This is a genomic window from Streptomyces bacillaris (genome assembly GCF_003268675.1).
Taxonomy (GTDB): Bacteria; Actinomycetota; Actinomycetes; order Streptomycetales; family Streptomycetaceae; genus Streptomyces; species Streptomyces bacillaris.
The window spans coordinates 2,514,664-2,533,439 of record NZ_CP029378.1 but is presented as its reverse complement, the minus strand read 5'-3'; the positions used below and the strand labels follow the sequence as shown (position 1 = coordinate 2,533,439).

Sequence of the window (18,776 nt, the reverse complement as noted above, 5' to 3'; positions counted from 1 at the left end):
CCAACCGGGGGTCGGCGGCAAGAAGATCACAGGGCTCCGGTTCGCAGAGGTCGCTTCGCCGAGATGGCCACCCGTCTGGCCCAATAGGCGCCAGCCTGGCCCGACGTTGACCAAAGAGACAGAACCTAGGCGTCGGGGACCGTGTCCCAGAACGCGGCGAGTGCCGACGCCGTCTCGTGGGGGCGGGCGGTGTTGGGGGAGTGCTCGGCCCCGGCGATCGTGGTGCGGTGCGCGCCGAGCCGCCGGGCCATCGCGTCGAACTGCTCCACCGGCCATACGTCGTCGCGCTCGCCGGACAGGACGTGGACGGGCAGCCCGAGGGCGGCCAGCTCGTCCACCCGGTCCGGTTCGGCGGCGAGCTGGGCTCCGGTGGCGATGAGCTGGGCGGGGTTGTGGCGCAGCCAGCGGCGGCGCATGTCCTCGCCGTCCCCGGTGTCCGCGTCCTGCGGCGGGTCCAGGGCCCGCATCGCCTCCCACACCTCGTCCCTGGTGAGCACGGCGAGCGCGTCGCCCAGCATCTTCACCTTCTCCTGCTGGGCGGGGACCACCGCGGCGGGCCCGGAGGACATCAGGGTCAGCGAGCGGAACGGGGTGGCGTCCAGCAGGACGGCCGCACGGGAGATCTGGCCGCCGAGCGAGTGCCCGAGCAGGTGCAGCGTCCCGCCGCCTTCGGTCAGGCCGTCTTCGGTCAGGGCCGTCGCCTGGGCGAGCACATCGCGGGCCAACTCGTCCTGGGCGTAGTCCTCCTGGCGGTCCGTCCCCTCCGACTCGTACTGCCCGCGCCCGTCCACGGCGACGACCCGGTACCCGGCCGCGCACAGCGGTTCGAGCAGCGCGATGAAGTCCTCCTTGCTCCCGGTGTACCCGGGCAGCAGGAGGGCGGTGGCGCGGGCGGGGGCGTCCGGTACGGCGTCCAGGACGGCGAAGTCCCCGCGCTCGGTACGCAGGACGCGGGCGGTGGCGCAGGGGGGCGGCGTGAAGGTGGGCGGGCGGCTCATGGGGCGAGGCTATCGCCGTGACCGGGCCGGGGGCACGACGGGGGAGCCGGAGGGGGCGCGATGCGGAGGGCGGCTGGTGGGCCGCCGTAGGTGCCAAAGGGACCGCCGGGCAGCCTGTGTGGCGCGCCGGGGCCTGGCCAGGACGCCGTGGGTACCGCCGGGTCCGATGGTTGCCCGTGGTTGCCCGTGGTTGCCCGGGTGCCATAGGGCCTGCCCGGCGGTCCCTGTGCCGCTCGGCTTGGTCCGTCGTCCGTGGTCCGTCCTCCGTGGCCAGGCAGCCGGAACGGCCCCGGCCCCCGCAGTGTGTGCGGGGGCCGGGGCCGTGGGTGGAGCAGGTGGGGCGTCAGCTCTCGGTCGAGGCCGTCGCCTTGCCCGCGGCGCGGGTGGCGCGGCGGCGGCGCGGCTTCGTCTCGGCGGCGGCCTCGCTCACCACGGCCTCGGCCTCGGAGACCACGGCGGCCTCCTGGGACGCGGTCGAGGTGACGCTCCGGGTCGCGCGGCGGCGCCGGGGCTTGGCCTCGGTCTCGTCGGCGGCCGGGGCCTCCGGCGCGACCGTCCCGGCCTCCGCGTTGCTCGCGGCGCGGGTGGCGCGACGGCGACGGGGCTTCGTCTCGGTCCCGTCGGCCACCGGTGCCTCCGGTGCGGCCGCCTCGGCGGGGGCCGCGGCCTTCGCCCGGGTCGCCCGCTTCGGCTTCGACTCGGTCTCCGTGACCGCTTCGGCCTTCGGCTTCGGCTCGGCCTTCGTGGTGGCCTCGGCCTTCGGGCGGCTCGTGGCGCGGGCCGGGCGGCGGCGGGTCTTCGCCTCCGGCTCCGGCTCGGAGGGCGGGGCGATCTGGAAGTCGACCTCGTCGGCCGGCTGTACGATCCGGGCGCGGCGGCGCGGCCGGGTCGCGACCGGCTCGGCCACCGGCTCCGCGATGCCTGCGGCGGCCGCCACGGTCTGGAACCCGGCCTCGGCCGGGGCAGCGGCGGCGGGAATCTGCGCCACCGGCTCGGCGGCCACCGGCTTCGCGGCGCGGCTGCGACGGCGGCGCGGCTTGGCCTCCGCCACCGGCTCCACGACCGGCTCGGCCACGGCGGCCGCCACCGGCTCGGCCACGACATCGGCGGCCGAGGCGGGAGCCGCCGGGGCCTCGGCGACCGCCACGGACGCCTCGGTCAGGGGCTCGGTCACGGTGTCGGCCACGCCGATCCGCGTACGGCGACGGCGGCGCGGGGTGCGCGCCTGGGCCTCGGACGGCTCGTCACCGGCCGGGGCGACCGGTGTGGCCTCCTTGGCGGGGGCCGGGACCGTCGCCGTGGACTCCGTCATGGTGGACCCGCCACGGGTACGGCGGCGCTGACGCGGCGTACGCGTACGGGGCTCGCGCTCCTCACGGGCCGGTGCCGGGGCGGCGGACCTGCGGCCGCGGCCACCGGTCTCGCCCAGGTCCTCGACCTCCTCCGCACGCAGACCGGCACGGGTCCGCTCGGCGCGCGGCAGGACACCCTTGGTGCCGGCCGGGATGCCCAGCTCCTCGAAGAGGTGCGGCGAGGTGGAGTACGTCTCCGGCGGGTCCGGGAACTTCAGGTCCAGCGCCTTGTTGATCAGCTGCCAGCGCGGGATGTCGTCCCAGTCGACCAGCGTGATCGCGGTGCCCTTGGCACCCGCCCGGCCGGTGCGGCCGATGCGGTGGAGGTAGGTCTTCTCGTCCTCCGGCGACTGGTAGTTGATGACATGGGTCACACCCTCGACGTCGATGCCGCGCGCGGCGACATCCGTGCAGACGAGGACGTCGACCTTGCCGTTGCGGAAGGCGCGCAGCGCCTGCTCGCGGGCGCCCTGGCCGAGGTCGCCGTGGACCGCGCCGGAGGCGAAGCCGCGCTTCTCCAGTTGCTCCGCGATGTCGGCCGCCGTCCGCTTGGTCCGGCAGAAGATCATCGCCAGCCCGCGGCCCTCGGCCTGGAGGATCCGCGAGACCATCTCGGGCTTGTCCATCGAGTGCGCGCGGTAGACGTGCTGCTCGGTGTTCTTGACGGTCGTGCCCTCGTCGTCCGGCGAGGTGGCGTTGATGTGGGTCGGCTGCGACATGTAGCGGCGGGCGAGGCTGATGACGGCACCGGGCATGGTGGCCGAGAACAGCATCGTCTGGCGCTTGGCCGGCAGCATCGTGATGATGCGCTCGACGTCGGGCAGGAAGCCCAGGTCCAGCATCTCGTCGGCCTCGTCCAGGACGAGCCCGCGGATGTGGGAGAGGTCCAGCTTGCGCTGGCCCGCCAGGTCGAGCAGCCGGCCCGGGGTGCCGACGATCACGTCGACGCCCTTCTTGAGGGCCTCCACCTGGGGCTCGTACGCCCGGCCGCCGTAGATCGCGAGAACGCGGACGTTACGGACCTTGCCGGCGGTCAGCAGGTCGTTGGTGACCTGGGTGCACAGCTCACGGGTGGGGACGACGACGAGCGCCTGGGGGGCGTCGGTCAGCTCTTCGGGCTTCGCGCGCCCCGCCTCGACGTCGGCGGGGACGGTGACGCGCTCCAGGAGGGGGAGTCCGAAGCCGAGCGTCTTGCCGGTGCCGGTCTTGGCCTGGCCGATGACGTCGGAGCCGGAGAGCGCGACGGGGAGCGTCAGCTCCTGGATGGGGAAGGGGGACATGATGCCGACTGCCTCGAGGGCTTCGGCCGTCTCGGGAAGAATGCCGAGGTCGCGGAACGTAGTCAGGGTGCTGCCTCTTCTGTGAGACGCGGCCCGAGGCGAACGCTGGGGGTCGTACCGTGCCGGGTTGGTCATCCGGCCGTGGGAGGCCGGGTGGCGCGGGACCACTGCCGTCGCTCGAGCGCTCGTGCCGCTGAGGGGGCCCCTCATCTGCAGTCGTACGTGTCGTACGCACCGCGTGGAGGGCTGTCGGGTCGGAGCCGATCGGGCCACCGACCGGGCATCCTCATTCAAGGACGCGCCCCTGGCACAGGAAAATGCTCAGTAAGCGCAATACCACTGTACCCCGGATTCGTGCATGTGTGTTGGACGAATTCATCGGAACGGTGTGATGTCCGCTGCTGACCGGGCCCTTCCACCCCTCGTCGGGCGGGCTATTGTGCGGTTCATGGAGACGCCTGACAACGCCACTGAACACCCCGAAGAAGCGCCCGGAGCGACCGGAATCGCCGCCCAGGACTGGGCCACCGCCGCCGCGGAGCCGCAGTACCGCGCCGCGGTCGTGGACCTGCTGGGCGCCCTCGCCTACGGCGAGCTGGCCGCCTTCGAGCGGCTCGCGGAGGACGCGAAACTCGCGCCGACCCTCGGGGACAAGGCGGAGCTGGCGAAGATGGCCGCCGCCGAGTTCCACCACTTCGAGCGGCTGACCGAGCGGCTCGGCGCCATCGAGGAGGACCCCACCACCGCGATGGAGCCCTTCGCCAAGGCGCTCGACGACTTCCACCGCCAGACGGCCCCGTCCGACTGGCTGGAGGGCCTGGTCAAGGCGTACGTGGGTGACTCGATCGCCAGCGACTTCTACCGGGAGGTCGCGGCCCGGCTCGACTCGGACACCCGCGCCCTTGTCCTCGCCGTGCTCGACGACACGGGCCACGGCAACTTCGCCGTGGAGAAGGTGCGCGCCGCGATCGAGGCCGACCCGCGCGTCGGCGGGCGGCTTGCGCTCTGGGCCCGCCGGCTGATGGGCGAGGCGCTCTCGCAGGCCCAGCGGGTGGTCGCGGACCGCGACGCGCTCTCGACGATGCTGGTGGGCGGCGTCGCGGACGGCTTCGACCTGGCGGAGGTGGGCCGGATGTTCTCCCGGATCACCGAGGCCCACACCAAGCGCATGGCCGCGCTGGGGCTGGCCGCGTAGCCCCTGGGCTATTGGGCCGCCGCCGACCTCGTGAGGCGGCGGCCGCGCGGGCGGATCAGCAGCGACAGCGTCACCGCCCCGACGGAGACGGCACCGATCAGCGTCGCCACCCCATGGCCGGGGCCCAGCGCCGAGTGGGTGAGGAACGCCCCGAACAGCGCCCCGAGCGCGCCGGTGGCATAGACGGCACGGGCGGACGGGAGCCGGGCGGACAGGGAGCGGAGAGCCGCCCAGGACAGGACGAGTCCGAGCACGGTGGCGCCGAAGGATTCCCAGAGCACTTGAGGATCACCTCGCGGGGGTGTGCGGGGCAGGCGAATCGGTCGTAGGCGGTACTACCCGTGGCCCACGCCTCACAACCCTCCGCCGAGCCGGGGAAACCCGTACGGGTAAGGCCTGGTCGACCAGCGCTTACGGCACCCCCGGCCTGGGTAGAGGGCGCTCCCGCCGAGGCATACGGGAGCAGGCATACGGGAGCGGCCCGGCGGGAAGATCCCGCCGGGCCGCTCCCGTGCTCACCAGCTCACCGCGTCCAGAGGACTACAGCGCGCCGAACCCCACACGCCGGGTGGTCGGCTCACCGATCTCCACGTACGCGATGCGGTCGGCCGGTACCAGGACCTTGCGGCCCTTGTCGTCCGTGAGGCTCAGCAGCTCCGCCTTGCCGCCCAGTGCAGCGGCGACCGCGCTCTCGACGTCCTCGGCGGAAAGCCCGCTCTCCAGAACGATCTCGCGGGGCGTGTGCTGCACCCCGATCTTGACCTCCACGGCTATGTCCCTCCGACGGTCAGTCCCTGCGCGGCGAACCGCGCCGTACGCAGCCACATTAGCCCGGTGGGAGCACGCCTCACGGCCCGACCGGCATCGCCCGCAGCGAACACGCTCCGGGATCCGGCCGGGACGGGGGGTCAGTGCTGCTCGACGCCGTGCAGCGGGAAGCCCGCGATGCCCCGCCAGGCCAGCGAGGTGAGCAGCTGCACCGCCGTGTCGCGCGGGATGCTGGAGCCGCTGGAGAGCCAGTAGCGCGCCACCACCTGCGACACGCCGCCGAGCCCGACCGCCAGGAGCATCGACTCGTCCTTGGAGAGCCCGGTGTCCCCGGCGATCACGTCGGAGATCGCCTCGGCGCACTGGAGGGAGACCCGGTCCACCCGCTCGCGCACGGCGGGCTCGTTGGTCAGGTCCGACTCGAAGACGAGCCGGAAGGCGCCGCCCTCGTCCTCCACGTACGCGAAATAGGCGTCCATGGTCGCCTCGACGCGCAGCTTGTTGTCGGTCGTCGACGCCAGCGCCGTCACCACGGCCTGGAGGAGCGACTCGCAGTGCTGGTCCAGGAGGGCCAGATACAGCTCCAGCTTCCCGGGGAAGTGCTGGTAGAGCACCGGCTTGCTCACCCCGGCACGCTCGGCGATGTCGTCCATCGCGGCGGAGTGGTAGCCCTGTGCGACAAAGACCTCCTGCGCGGCGCCCAGCAGCTGATTGCGTCGGGCGCGGCGGGGAAGACGCGTGCCCCGCGGGCGCGCTGCCTCTGTCTGCTCGATGGCGCTCACGCCGCCTCCCAAATGTGTGTTCCAGCACAGCCGATCCGTACACGCTGCGCCGTACAGCCATCGTACTTTTGGGTAACCCCGGTGCGCGCGGCGCGGACGCAGAATTTCACGTACCGGACGGCTGCGGAAGCCGCAGTTCTCCGAGGTCACGGGCAAAGCGGGGCGTTCCATCGGTAATCCCCCCGCAATCGCCTCCGGCAACAGCCCTGTCCTACCGGTAGTCGTCCTCGTCCAGTGGGATCACCCTGCGCTGTTCGGCCACATCGGCCTCGTTGGCGGTGGCCAGGTCGGCGTCCTCCAGCTGCTCGTCGTCCTCGGGGCGGACGTCCGTCCGCTGCTCGACGGCGTCCGCCTCCGGGGTCTCCGGGCCGGAGGTCCCCGGCTCGGCGTCGGTGAAGGTGTCCGGGTCGCTCGGGTCGACCGTCATCTATGGCTCCCTTTCTTCCCCTGAAGGTGCTCCAAGGTGCTCCCCTTGCAGCGTAGGAGCAACACTCCTACCCCGCGATGCGGCCTGTGACCGCGAACACATGAACTGGTACGTGATCGTCTCGTAACATTGCCGCATGTCTTCGACCGAGCTGCCGGGTGCCCAGGCCGTCGCCGCGGCGGCGGCTCCTACGGTCAGCGCCGTCCGGGTCGCCGAAGGGGAGCGGCTGCGCTCGGTGGCCCTGCCGGGGCTCACGCTGACCGTCCGTTCCCGGCCCGTGGACCGGACGGGACGGCCCCCCGCGCTCTTCGTGCACGGGCTCGGCGGCTCCTCGCAGAACTGGTCGGGGCTGATGCCGCTGCTGGCGGACGTCGTCGACCCCGAGGCCGTCGATCTGCCCGGATTCGGCGACTCGCCGCCGCCGGACGACGGCAACTACTCGGTCACCGGGCACGCCCGTGCGGTGATCCGGCTGCTCGACTCGGGTGAACGCGGCCCCGTTCATCTGTTCGGCAACTCGCTGGGCGGCGCGGTCGCCACCCGGGTGGCCGCCGTCCGCCCCGACCTCGTGCGCACCCTCACCCTGATCTCGCCCGCGCTGCCCGAGTGGCGGGTGCAGCGCTCCGCCGCGCCGACGGCGCTCCTGGCGGTGCCGGGGGTCGCTCCCCTGTTCGCCCGGCTCACGAAGGACTGGACGGCGGAGCAGCGGACCCGTGGAGTCATGGCACTCTGTTACGGCGATCCGGCACGGGTCTCCGACGAAGGCTTCCGCAACGCGGTGGCCGAGATGGAGCGCCGGCTGGAGCTGCCGTACTTCTGGGACGCGATGGCGCGTTCGGCCCGGGGCATCGTGGACGCGTACACCCTGGGCGGCCAGCACGGACTGTGGCGCCAGGCCGAGCGGGTGCTCGCACCGACCCAGCTCGTGTACGGCGGACGGGACCAGCTCGTCTCGTACCGGATGGCACGCAGGGCGTCCGCGGCCTTCCGCGACGCCCGGCTGCTGACCCTGCCCGACGCGGGGCACGTGGCGATGATGGAGTACCCGGAGGCGGTCGCCCAGGCGTTCCGGGAACTGCTGGACGATTGCGGCGGGAGCTGATCCGGGGCGTGGGACGACACAGCCGAAAGGGCGCCGAGGCCACCCGCCCGGACGCCGCAGCGGCGGAACAGGGCGCCCGGCGCGCCGTACCCCGGCCCGCCCCCGGCACCGGCCGGCGCAGGCGCCAGGGAGCGGTGGACCCGGCCGAGGGGCCCGCGACCTTCCAGGACGCCCCCCAAGTGCGCGGCGGCCACCCCGAGAGCCACGAGCCGGGCGGCGGCTGGGGCGCCGGACCGGCGTACGCCCGGCAGCCGTACGGGCAGCAGCACGCGACGCCGTACGGGCCTCCCGGCCGCCGGCCCCAGAGCCAGGGGCAGGATCAGGGCCGTGGCCCCGGCCGGGGGACCGGTTCCGGCCAGGACCAGGAAGCCCGGGAGCAGGCCGTGGCGCGTCAGGTGTCCGCCCAGCGGGTCGCCGCCCAGCGCGCCGCCGACGACCGGACCGCGCGGCAGCCGGCCGCCGGGCCCGGCGCGATGCCGGGCCCGCGCCGGGAGTTCGTCGACGCTTTCGACGACGCCTTCGACGACGAGGCGTCCGCCCCGGCCGTGTCCCCCGACGCGGGTGCCCCGGAGGGACCGGACCGTGGCCCGGACGGGACGGCCCCCGAGCGCCCCGGCCCCAAGGGAAGCAAGGGGCGGACCTTCACCGGGATCGCCGCTGCCGCCGTGACGACCGTCCTCGCGGTCGTGGTGGCCGGACAGGTCGCCGATGACTCCGCCGACCGGGAGGCCGCCGCTGCCCGTGCCGCGGGCGTCGAACGGGACGGCGGCGAGGGCGCCTCGCGCTCGGATGCCCGGCCCACCCCCGAGCACCCCGCGAGCAGGCCGCCCGAGGTCAAGCCCCTCTCGTACGCGGAGAAGATGGCGCAGCCCTATCCGGTCGCCGCGGACCTGAAGGCGACCGGGGCGTTCGAGGCGGTGCCCGGCCTGGCGAAGGCGCCCGGCAAGGGGCAGAAGTACCGCTACCGGATCGATGTCGAGAAGGGGCTCTCCCTCGATGCCGGTCTCTTCGCGGAGGCCGTCCAGAAGACGCTGAATGACAACCGGAGCTGGGCGCACAACGGCGCGATGACCTTCGAGCGGATCTCCTCGGGGAGCCCCGACTTCGTGATCACGCTCGCCAGTCCGGGAACGACCGGTGAATGGTGTGCGAAATCCGGTCTGGACACCACGGTCGACAATGTCTCGTGCGATTCCGCCTCGACCGACCGCGTGATGATCAACGCTTATCGGTGGGCGCAGGGTTCCGCCACCTTCGGCCCGAAGAATCTGCTGGCCTACCGTCAGATGCTCATCAATCACGAAGTCGGCCACCGGCTCGGACACAATCATGTGAGCTGCCGCACGCCCGGCGCCCTGGCCCCCGTGATGCAGCAGCAGACGAAAACCCTGGACATCGACGGGATCAAGTGCAAGCCCAACCCCTGGGCGTACCCGGACAGTTGACAACCCCTGTCCGCATGGTGAGACGGCCGTCCTGATCCGCTTTGACAGCGATCAAGGCGGCCGTTCATATTTATCGGCATGTCACGCAGCCCCGCACCCTCCGAGATCGCCGCCCTTGAGCTGGCGCTTCTCGGCGTGACCGGGCACTGCGTAGCCGACATTCTCTGTCGCTGACACCTGTCCGAGCGCGCTGTCGGCCTTTCCCTTTTCCGTGACCCGCCCATGAGCCCCTGACCGGCTCCGGCGGGTCCGTGACCGCCGCGCCCGGACGTACTCCGTCCGCAGGCGCGGCAGGTGTTTTTCCGACGGCCCGGGTGCGATTCCGGCGCCTTCTTCCGCTGCCGCCCGCGCGGATTCCCCCTCCCTTTCCCGCGTGGTCCCACGTGCCGTTCCGCGTGTGCCGCTTCGCGTGTCATTTCGTGTGCCATCCACCGCGGCACCAGCATTCCGAGAGGTCGTCTTCCGATGCGTCAACCGTCCCCCATAGCTCGCTGCGTGGCCGCCGCCACCGTCGCCCTCGTCCTCGCCGCGGGTGCCGCGGCCTGCGGCCCGGAGGACAGCAAGGGCGGCGACAGCGGCTCCGGGGCCGAGGGCACGCCGCAGAAGGGCGGCACCCTCACCGTCCTGAACCGCAACCCCCAGCAGGACTTCGACCCCGCCCGGCTCTACACCTCCGGCGGCGGCAACGTCCCCTCCCTCGTCTTCCGCACCCTCACCACCCGCAACCGCGAGGACGGCGCCGAGGGCGCGAAGGTCGTCCCCGACCTCGCCACCGACCTGGGCAGGCCCAACGAGGACGCCACGGTGTGGACGTACACCCTGAAGGAAGGGCTCAAGTACGAGGACGGCACCGCGATCACCTCCGCCGACATCAAGTACGGCATCGAGCGCTCCTTCGCCGCCGAACTCTTCGGCGGCGCCCCCTACCTGCGGGACTGGCTGATCGGCGGCGCCGACTACCAGGGCCCGTACAAGGAGAAGAAGGGGCTCGACTCCATCGAGGTGCCCGACGACCGGACCATCGTCTTCCGGCTGAACAAGCCCGAGGGCGAGTTCCCGTATCTGGCGACCCAGACCCAGACCACCCCCGTACCCAAGGCCAAGGACACCGGCACCAAGTACGAGGAGCACCCGGTCTCCTCGGGTCCGTACAAGGTCGTCTCCAACGAGAACGACGGCGAGCGGCTGATCCTGGAGCGCAACCCGCACTGGTCCGCGGCGACCGACGAGGAGCGCAAGGCCTACCCCGACCGCATCGACGTCCGCTCCGGACTCGACGCCACCGTCATCAACCAGCGGCTCTCCGCCTCCCAGGGCCCCGACGCCGCCGCCGTCACCACCGACACCAACCTCGGCCCCGCCGAACTCGCCAAGGCCGGCAGCGACAAGGAGCTCGCCACCCGCGTCGGCACCGGCCACTTCGGCTACACCAACTACATCGCCTTCAACCCGGAGGTGAAGCCCTTCGACGACCCGAAGGTGCGCCAGGCGATCGCGTACGCCGTCGACCGCACCTCGGTCATCAACGCGGCGGGCGGCTCCTCGCTCGCCGAGCCCGCCACCACCTTCCTCCCCGAGCGGGACTTCTTCGGACACCAGCCCTACGACCACTTCCCGGCCGGGAAGACGGGCAACGCCGAGAAGGCCAGGGAGCTGCTGAAGGAGGCCGGGCACGAGAAGGGGCTCACCGTCACCCTCACCCACTCCAACGCCAAGGACTTCCAGACCAGCCCGGAGATCGCCACCGCGATCCAGGCCGCGCTCAAGAAGGCCGGGATCACCGTGAAGCTCCAGGGGCTGGAGGACAACGACTACTCCGACACCACCCACGACGCCAAGAGGACGCCCGGCTTCTTCCTCTCCCGCTGGGGCGCCGACTGGCCCTCCGGCGGCCCCTTCCTCGCCCCGATCTTCGACGGCCGGCAGATCGTCCGGGACGGCTCCAACTACAATGCCGCCTTCCTGAACGACCCCGAGGTCAACAAGGAGATCGACGAGATCAACAAGCTGACCGACCTGAAGGCCGCCGCCGCCCGCTGGGGCGCGCTCGACAGCAAGATCGGTGAGAAGGCGCTGACCGTCCCGCTCTTCCACCCGGTCTACAAGCGGCTGTACGGCGAGAGCGTCAAGAACGTCGTCATCAGCGACTGGACCGGTGTCCTCGACGTCTCCCAGGTCGCGGTCAAGTAACCATGTCCCAGGCCCTGCTGGCCCAGGAGGCGGGAGCGGCGCCGGCCGTCGCCCCCGCCCCCGGGGCCCGGTCGTTCCGGCAGAGGCTGCGCGCCCAGCGCGCGGCCTCCGCCGCGGCCCTCGTCGTCCTCCTGCTCGCCCTGGTCGCGCTCGCCGCGCCGCTGCTCACCGCACTGGCGGGCCAGGACCCCAACACCTACCACCCCGACCTCGTCGACTCGGCGGCCGGCGGCGTCCCCATCGGCCCCTTCGGCGGCATCAGCGCCGACCACTGGCTCGGCGTCGAACCCCAGACCGGCCGCGACCTGTTCGCCAGGGTCGTCTACGGCGCCCGGGTCTCGCTCGGCGTCGCCCTCGTCGCCACCGTCCTGCAGATCACCCTCGGCCTGGTCATCGGCCTCACCGCCGCGCTCGGCAGCCGCTGGGGCGACCAGCTCCTCAGCCGGATCACGGACATCAACGTCGCCCTGCCGCTCATGGTCATCGCCCTGGCGCTCCTGGCGATCGTGCCCGACACCTTTCCCCGGCCCGTCCTGATCGCCCTGGTCCTCGGCGGCATCGGCTGGTCCGGCATCTCGAAGATCGTGCGAGCCCAGGCGCTCGCCCTCACGTCCCTCGACTTCGTCGCGGCGGCCCGGCTCAGCGGACGCGGCAGATGGGCCATCGCCCGCCGCGAGCTGCTGCCCTCGCTCGCCGCCCCCGTGATCACGTACGGCGCCCTGGCCTTCCCCTCCAACATCGTCGCGGAGGCGGCCCTCTCCTTCCTCGGCGTCGGTGTCAAACCACCCACCCCGTCCTGGGGCCAGATGCTCACGGAGGCCAACACCTGGTACCAGGCCGCCCCCACCTATCTGCTGCTCCCCGCCGGGCTCCTCTTCGTCACCGTCCTCGCGCTCACCGTCCTCGGTGAGGGCATCCGCACGGCGCTCGACCCGCGCGCCGCCTCCCGGCTGCGGGTGGGCACGAAGAACAGCAAGGGGGGCAGGGCATGACCGGGTTCCTGATCCGGCGGCTCGGCGGGGCCGTCCTCGTCCTGTTCGCCCTGACCGCCATCCTCTACGGCATCTTCTACGTGGCCCCCGGCAACGTCGCCCAGCTCGTCTGCGGCCCGCGCTGCTCACCCGCCCAGCTCGCCCAGGTCACCGACCAACTGCGGCTGGACGACCCGCTGTACGTGCAGTACGGGCACTTCCTCCAGGGCATCGTCGCGGGCCGGGACTTCTCCACCGGCACCGGCGTGGAGCACTGCTCCGCACCCTGCCTCGGCGTCTCCTACCAGTCCGACCAGCAGGTCACCCAACTCATCCTGGCCAAGCTCCCGGTCACCGGCTCACTGGTCATCGGGGCCTTCGCGGGGTGGCTGCTGCTCGGCGTGGGCACCGGCGTGCTCTCCGCCTGGCGGCGCGGCCGGCTCACCGAACGCGTCCTGACCTGGCTGACCCTCGCGGGCTCGGCCACGCCCGTCTTCGTCATCGGGCTGCTGCTCATCATCGTGTTCTGCTCCACCCTCCAGTGGCTGCCCGCCCCGAGTTACGTCCCCTTCGCGGAGGACCCCGAACAGTGGGCGTGGGGGCTGCTGCTGCCCTGGGTGTCGCTGGCGCTGATCGAGTCCGCCAAGTACGCGCGGCTCACCCGCAGCGCCATGCTGGAGACGCTCGCCGAGGACCATGTGCGCACCTTCCGCGCGTACGGGGTCGGGGAGCGGGCCATCGTCGGCCGCCACGCGCTCCGGGGCGCGGTGGCGCCCGTCATCGCGCTCAGCGCCCTGGACTTCGGCACGATGTTCGGCGGCGCGGTGCTCACCGAATCCCTCTTCGGCATCCCCGGCATCGGGCGCGAGCTGGTCAACGCGGTCAAGCTCGTCGACCTGCCCGTGGTGGTCGGCATGGTGCTGGTGACCGGGTTCTTCGTCGTCCTCGCCAATGCCGTCGCGGACCTGCTGTACGCGCTGGCCGACCGACGGGTGGTCCTGTCATGACAACACATGAGCCTCTGGTGGAGGTCGCCGGTCTCACCGTCGACTTCGGTTCCGTACGGGCCGTGGACGGCCTCTCCTTCACGCTGGAAGCGGGCGGCGCGCTCGCCGTGGTCGGGGAGTCCGGATCCGGCAAGTCCGCCTCCGCCTACGCCCTGCTCGGCCTCCACCGGGGGACCGGCGCCCGGGTCGGCGGCACCGTCCGCGTCGCCGGTACGGACGTGAACACGGCCGACGACCGCCAACTGCGGGCCCTGCGGGGCGCGCAGGCCGCCATGGTCTTCCAGGACCCGCTCTCCTCGCTCGACCCGTACTACCCGGTGGGCGACCAGATCGCGGAGGTCCTCCGGGTCCACCGCCGCCTCTCCCGCCGGGCCGCCCGCGCCCGGGCCGTGGAGGTGCTGGACCGGGTCGGCATCCCGGCCGCGGCCCGCCGCTCCCGGCTCCGCCCGCACGAGTTCTCCGGCGGGATGCGGCAGCGGGCGCTCATCGCGATGGCCCTGGCCTGCGAACCCCGGCTGATCGTGGCCGACGAGCCGACGACCGCGCTCGACGTCACCGTCCAGGCCCAGATCCTGGACCTGCTGCACGACCTCCGCCAGGAGACGGGCACGGGGCTGCTGCTGGTCACCCACGACGTGGGTGTGGCCGCCGAGAGCGTGGACGAGGTGCTCGTCATGCGCGCCGGCCGGGAGGTGGAGCGCGGGCCGGTGGCCCGGGTGCTCGGCGCCCCGCGCGAGGCGTACACGAAGGAGCTGCTGGCGGCGGTGCCGAGGGTGGAGACGCGGAGGGCGGTGCCCACGGTGACGCCGGGGCCGGTGCCTTCCCCGCGCGCCGCCGTGGGGGCTGCTGCGGACGGGAGCGCCGATGAGGTCTCCGTACCGCTGCTCGAAGCCGCCGCGGAAGCCTCCGTACCGTTGCCCGACAGCGTGGCGGAAGGACCGCTGCTCGAAGCCTTCGAGCTGCGGCGGGAGTTCGGGCGGGGGAGCGGGCGGACCGTTGCCGTGGACGGGGTCTCGCTCGCCGTGCACGCCGGGCGGACGCTCGGCATCGTCGGGGAGAGCGGCAGCGGCAAGACCACGCTCGGCCGGATGCTGGTCCGGCTGCTCGACCCGACGGCGGGCCGCCTCCGTTACGGGGGTACGGAGATCGGCTCGCTCTCGGAGAAGGAGCTGCGGCCCTTCCGGCGCGAGCTGCAGATGGTGTTCCAGGACCCCGTCGCCTCCCTCAACCCGCGCCGCTCGGTGGGGGAGTCCGTGGCCGACCCGCTGCGGGCCGCCGGGGAGCACGACGAGGAGCGCGTACGGGACCGGGTGGGCGCACTCCTGCAGCGCGTCGGGCTGGACCGGGCGCACTTCGAGCGCTACCCGCACGAGTTCAGCGGCGGACAGCGCCAGCGCATCGGGATCGCCCGCGCCCTGGCCGCCGAGCCGAAGGTCATCGTCTGCGACGAGGCGGTCTCCGCGCTCGACGTCACCACCCAGGCCCAGGTGGTCGCCCTGCTCGCCGAACTCCAGCGGGAACTCTCCATCGGCCTGGTCTTCATCGCCCACGACCTCGCCGTGGTCCGGCAGGTCAGCGACCATGTCGCGGTCATGCGCGGCGGCCTGATCGTCGAGCAGGGCCCCGCCGACGAGGTGTACGAGGACCCCCGGGACCCGTACACGAAACAGCTGCTGGCGGCCGTCCCCGCGCTCGATCCCGGGCTCGCGGCGGCCCGCCGGGCGGCCCGCAAGGAGCTGGCCGCAGCCTGACCCTCCGTGACAACAGACCGCCTTATCGCGACGGAACGCGACGGGGGCGGGAAAGTTACGACGGTTCACCCCTTTCGGTGGCGCGACGGACAACCGTCCGTCGCGCCACCGGCCTGTCCGCTTACGGTCGTCCCGCTGCGAGTCGCCGTTCCAACGGCGGCTGCCCACAAGGGAGATCGGGGGTGTGCTCGTGCGGATCGGACTGCTCACGGAGGGTGGCTACCCGTATGCGACCGGTGAGTCCAGGCTCTGGTGCGACCGGCTGGTGCGCGGCCTGCCGCAGCACGAGTTCGACCTCTTCGCGCTGAGCCGCTCCGCCGAGCAGGAGGACCAGGGCTGGGTCGGGCTGCCGCACCACGTCGGCCGGGTGCGGACCGCGCCGCTCTGGACGCCGGAGGACGGCACCCCGCACGGCAGCGGTGAGCGCGGCCTGCTGGCCCGGCTGGTGACCGGCGGGGGCGTCTCCTACGGGCGGCGAGACCGCAGGCGCTTCGCCGCGCACCTGACGGCGCTCGCCACCGCGGTCTGCGCCTCCGAGGACGCCGGGGCCGACCCCGCGACCGACGGGGCCCCGGGCGCCGAACTCTTCACCGAGGGCTTCTACGGCCTGGCCGAGCTGGCCCGCGAGCGCGGCGGACTCCACCTCGCCCTGCGCTCCGAGACCACCGTACGGATCCTGGAGGCCGCCTCCCGCGCCCGGGGCGCCGGCCGCATCGTGCGGAGCGCCACCGTCGTGGACCATCTCGCCTTCGCCGCCGAGCTGGAGCGCCTCCTGCGCCCGCTCTCGCTCGACTGGTACGCCCCCGGGAGCCTCGGCGCGGTCGACCTCTGCCACGCGGCCTCGGGCGGGGCGGCCGCGATTCCGGGGCTGCTGGCCAAACGCTTCTTCGGGGTGCCCCTGCTCATCACCGAGCACGCTGTGCAGCTCCGGGCGCACTACCTGGCCGCGCCGGAAGCGCCCTTCGGTGCTCCCGTACGCGCCCTCCTCGCCCGCTTCCACGCCCTGCTGGCGGCCGAGGTCTACCGGCAGGCCGCGCTCGTCGTCGCGGGCAACACCCACGTCCGCCGCTGGCAGCAGCGGTGCGGCGCCGACCCGGCCCGGCAGCGCACGGTCTACCCGGGCATGGCCGCCGAGCGGTTCGCCCGGGTCGGTGAGCACGACGACCAGGGCGGCCCGAAAACCCTGGTCTGGGCCGGGCGGATCGAGCCCGCCAAGGACCTGATCGCCCTGCTCCACGCCTTCGCCGAGGTCCGCCGCGCCGAACCGGACGCCCGGCTGCGGATCTTCGGCGCCCCGGCGGAGGGCGAGGAGGCCACCACGTACCTCGCGCACTGCCGGGCGCTGGCCGCCCAGCTCTTCCCCGACGAGGCCACCGGCGCCCACGCCGAGGGCGTCAGCCCGGTCACCTTCGAGGAGATCGGCGGCCCCGAGATCCCCGACCTCGCGGAGGCCTACGCGGCGGGCGGTGCGGCCGTCCTCTCCAGCGTCGTCGAAGGCTTCCCGATCGGCCTCGTCGAGTCGATGCTCTGCGGCCGGGCCACGGTCTCCACGGATGTCGGAGCCGTCGTCGAAGTCATCGGCGGCACCGGCCTGGTCGTGCCCCCGCGCAACCCCCGGGCGCTCGCGGACGCCTGCATCGCGCTGCTGCGCGACCCCGAGCGCCGGGCGCGCCTGGGGGCAGCGGCACGGGCCCGCGCGCTCGAACTCTTCACCGTCGAACAGAACCTCGCGGCATTTCGCGGCATTTACCTGGAGCTGATCTCGCAGGCTCCGGTCCGGCGGGAGCCCGACGGCGACCCCCTCCTCTTCGCCACCCCACCGGAAGCCCGCCTCCCCGGGCCCTGGACCCGGCCCCGGGCCGCGGTGACGGGACCGGACCGGGCCGGTGTCGCGGTGGCGGCGGCGGACGGGGCGGAGTGCGCGGTGGGGGAGGGCGCGGGGGAGACGGTGGTTGCCGGGGAGCCTGCGGCGGCCGAGGTGCGTGCCGGGGCCGGGGAGCGTGCGGTGGCCGGGGAGCGCCTGCCTTTCTGTGTGGCCGCCGAACGTGGACCGGGGGACGGCGATGCGTGACCGACCGACCCGCCCCGACCACGGAGAAGGGATCACGGTGCCTGCCGACACCACCCCGCCCGTTGCCGAGCCCGCATGGCCTGAGGCTGAGCCCGTCGAGCCCGCTGAGCCCGCCGAGCCCGCTGTCGGGGCTACGGACGCTGCCACCCCCACTCCAACCCCCCTCCGCCCCGCCGAGATCCCGGCGCGCGGCGGGCAGCGCAGGCACCCCGTCCCCGTGCGCCGGAGGCCCGCCGACCCCGTGAAGTCGCTGATGCACCACCACCGCGCCCTCTGCGAACGGGCCGTCAGCCCGCTGGAGATCGCCGCCGGTCTGGAGGCCCACGGGCTCACCGACCGGACCGCCGCCCGCTACCGGCACCGGGACGTCTTCGCGCTGGCCGAGGAGCTGTACGCCCGCACCCCGGCCGGGCCCGCCGAGCCTCCGCCCCCGGTGATCCCGGCCCCGCACCCGGATGCCGGGGCCCGCGCCGGGTGGACGCTGCTCGCGCTGCTGCCCGGCGCCGCCTGCCTCGCCACCGCCGGGGTGCTCCGGCTCACCGAAGGGGCGCTCGGCGGGGGAGCGCGGGCCGCCGTGACCCTCACCGGCGCACTCCTGGCCTGCCTGGCGCTCCGGCTCTGCCTGCGCCGGGGGCCCCTGCGCGCCCCCGAAGGAGCGGGCCGCGCCGGACTGTACGCCTGCTGGCTCCTGAGCTTCGCGGTGTACGGCGAGGAACTGATCGCCCAGGTCATCAGCGGCGGCCCGGACGGGCCCTGGCAGCCGTCGCCCGCCCCGCTGCTCGGGCTCGCCGCGGCCATCGCCCCGGCCGCCTGGTGCGCGCACCTCTTCACCGTGCGGGCCCGCCGCAGACTCGAGGGCAGCCGCGCACTGGAGGAGTTCGGCGCGGGAGTGCGCCCCCTGCTCCTGGGAGCCGTCGCCCTCTTCCTCTGCGCCCTGCTGCCCCTGCTGCACCTGGCCGGCCTCGGCCTCGGCGGCACCGGGACGCCGGTCGCGGCCGCCGCCCTCGGGGTGCTGTTCTTCCTGGCCCGGCTGCTGGCCGCCCACGGACTGCCCGGACCGGGCACCGTCGCGCTGGCCGCCGCCTGTGCCGTGGAGGCCGCGGCCCCCGCCCTCGTCCTCGCCGCCCGGCTCCCCGGCCTCGATCCGCTGGCCCGGCCCGTCCACGCCCTCGTCGAGGCGGGCGGCACCGGAGCCGTCCCCGCCCTGGCCTGCGGCGCGGCGTCGCTCGGACTGCTCGTCCACGCCTCCGCCGCCCTCTCCCGGGCCTCCGCCCACACGAGGACCTGACCGGCCCCGCCCCCGTACCCCCGGAACCGCCACCCCCCGAACCGCACCACCGCACCACTCCCGCGGAGCCGACGCCGCGGGCGTTCCCCACCGGACCGACCCACCGATCGACCGATCCACCAAGGAGTAACCCGCCATGACCCCCCAGT

Annotated in this window: 16 protein-coding genes; 10 read left to right on the top strand and 6 right to left on the bottom strand. The window is 73.6% G+C overall.

All coding sequences use genetic code 11. The features are described 5' to 3' along the window. Positions 1-125 precede the first annotated feature (125 nt). Positions 126-998 carry an alpha/beta fold hydrolase gene (locus tag DJ476_RS10390; RefSeq protein WP_103421852.1) on the bottom strand — a complete coding sequence of 291 codons (873 nt, stop codon included), beginning with the start codon at positions 996-998 and terminating at the stop codon, positions 126-128. 343 nt (positions 999-1,341) lie between these two features. After that, positions 1,342-3,630 carry a DEAD/DEAH box helicase gene (locus tag DJ476_RS10385; protein ID WP_112490363.1) on the bottom strand — a complete coding sequence of 763 codons (2,289 nt, stop codon included), beginning with the start codon at positions 3,628-3,630 and terminating at the stop codon, positions 1,342-1,344. Between the two features lie 448 nt (positions 3,631-4,078). On the opposite strand from DJ476_RS10385, the gene DJ476_RS10380 reads away from it, so the two are divergent. Further along, positions 4,079-4,825 carry a ferritin-like fold-containing protein gene (locus tag DJ476_RS10380; protein WP_103419800.1) on the top strand — a complete coding sequence of 249 codons (747 nt, stop codon included), beginning with the start codon at positions 4,079-4,081 and terminating at the stop codon, positions 4,823-4,825. A gap of 8 nt (positions 4,826-4,833) precedes the next feature. On the opposite strand, the gene DJ476_RS10375 is transcribed toward DJ476_RS10380, so the two are convergent. From DJ476_RS10375 to DJ476_RS10360, 4 genes are all read right to left on the bottom strand, one after another. After that, a complete protein-coding gene (locus DJ476_RS10375; protein WP_019762680.1) occupies positions 4,834-5,106 on the bottom strand; it encodes a hypothetical protein in 273 nt (90 codons plus the stop codon). Between the two features lie 259 nt (positions 5,107-5,365). Beyond that, complete coding sequence (locus tag DJ476_RS10370; RefSeq protein ID WP_010061602.1) at positions 5,366-5,593, bottom strand: DUF3107 domain-containing protein; 228 nt, start codon at positions 5,591-5,593, stop codon at positions 5,366-5,368. Positions 5,594-5,733: 140 nt separating this feature from the next. Continuing rightward, positions 5,734-6,375 carry a TetR/AcrR family transcriptional regulator gene (locus DJ476_RS10365; protein WP_073878597.1) on the bottom strand — a complete coding sequence of 214 codons (642 nt, stop codon included), beginning with the start codon at positions 6,373-6,375 and terminating at the stop codon, positions 5,734-5,736. 211 nt (positions 6,376-6,586) lie between these two features. After that, positions 6,587-6,802 (bottom strand): hypothetical protein, encoded by a 216-nt coding sequence (locus tag DJ476_RS10360; protein WP_103419798.1) that lies wholly within the window; start codon positions 6,800-6,802, stop codon positions 6,587-6,589. A gap of 136 nt (positions 6,803-6,938) precedes the next feature. Here DJ476_RS10360 and DJ476_RS10355 point away from each other — a divergent pair, with 136 nt between their 5' ends. The 9 genes from DJ476_RS10355 to DJ476_RS10320 all read left to right on the top strand — a co-directional run bounded on the left by DJ476_RS10355 (position 6,939) and on the right by DJ476_RS10320 (position 18,627). Next, positions 6,939-7,904, top strand: a complete 966-nt coding sequence (locus DJ476_RS10355; RefSeq protein WP_112490362.1) for an alpha/beta fold hydrolase — start codon at positions 6,939-6,941, stop codon at positions 7,902-7,904. An 8-nt stretch (positions 7,905-7,912) separates the two neighbouring features. Beyond that, the gene (locus DJ476_RS10350; protein WP_318294534.1) at positions 7,913-9,349 is read left to right on the top strand and encodes a DUF3152 domain-containing protein; all 1,437 of its coding nucleotides are present in this window, start codon (positions 7,913-7,915) and stop codon (positions 9,347-9,349) included. A gap of 78 nt (positions 9,350-9,427) precedes the next feature. Continuing rightward, the gene (locus DJ476_RS35485; protein WP_309544399.1) at positions 9,428-9,523 is read left to right on the top strand and encodes an Ms4533A family Cys-rich leader peptide; all 96 of its coding nucleotides are present in this window, start codon (positions 9,428-9,430) and stop codon (positions 9,521-9,523) included. 291 nt (positions 9,524-9,814) lie between these two features. After that, positions 9,815-11,539: an ABC transporter substrate-binding protein gene (locus DJ476_RS10345; protein ID WP_112490360.1), complete on the top strand. Its 1,725-nt coding sequence runs from the start codon at positions 9,815-9,817 to the stop codon at positions 11,537-11,539. 2 nt (positions 11,540-11,541) lie between these two features. Continuing rightward, complete coding sequence (locus DJ476_RS10340; RefSeq protein ID WP_112490359.1) at positions 11,542-12,531, top strand: ABC transporter permease; 990 nt, start codon at positions 11,542-11,544, stop codon at positions 12,529-12,531. Continuing rightward, positions 12,528-13,517 carry an ABC transporter permease gene (locus tag DJ476_RS10335; RefSeq protein ID WP_103419788.1) on the top strand — a complete coding sequence of 330 codons (990 nt, stop codon included), beginning with the start codon at positions 12,528-12,530 and terminating at the stop codon, positions 13,515-13,517. The genes DJ476_RS10340 and DJ476_RS10335 overlap by 4 nt, the downstream gene beginning before the upstream one ends. After that, positions 13,514-15,268: a dipeptide ABC transporter ATP-binding protein gene (locus DJ476_RS10330; protein ID WP_112490358.1), complete on the top strand. Its 1,755-nt coding sequence runs from the start codon at positions 13,514-13,516 to the stop codon at positions 15,266-15,268. Before DJ476_RS10335 ends, DJ476_RS10330 begins: the two co-directional genes overlap by 4 nt. 190 nt (positions 15,269-15,458) lie before the next feature. Next, positions 15,459-17,339, top strand: coding sequence for a DUF3492 domain-containing protein (locus DJ476_RS10325; RefSeq protein WP_318294874.1), 1,881 nt, complete (start codon positions 15,459-15,461; stop codon positions 17,337-17,339). A gap of 217 nt (positions 17,340-17,556) precedes the next feature. Continuing rightward, entirely contained in the window at positions 17,557-18,627 is a 1,071-nt protein-coding gene (locus DJ476_RS10320) for a hypothetical protein (RefSeq protein WP_404827483.1), read from the top strand. Positions 18,628-18,776 lie beyond the last annotated feature (149 nt).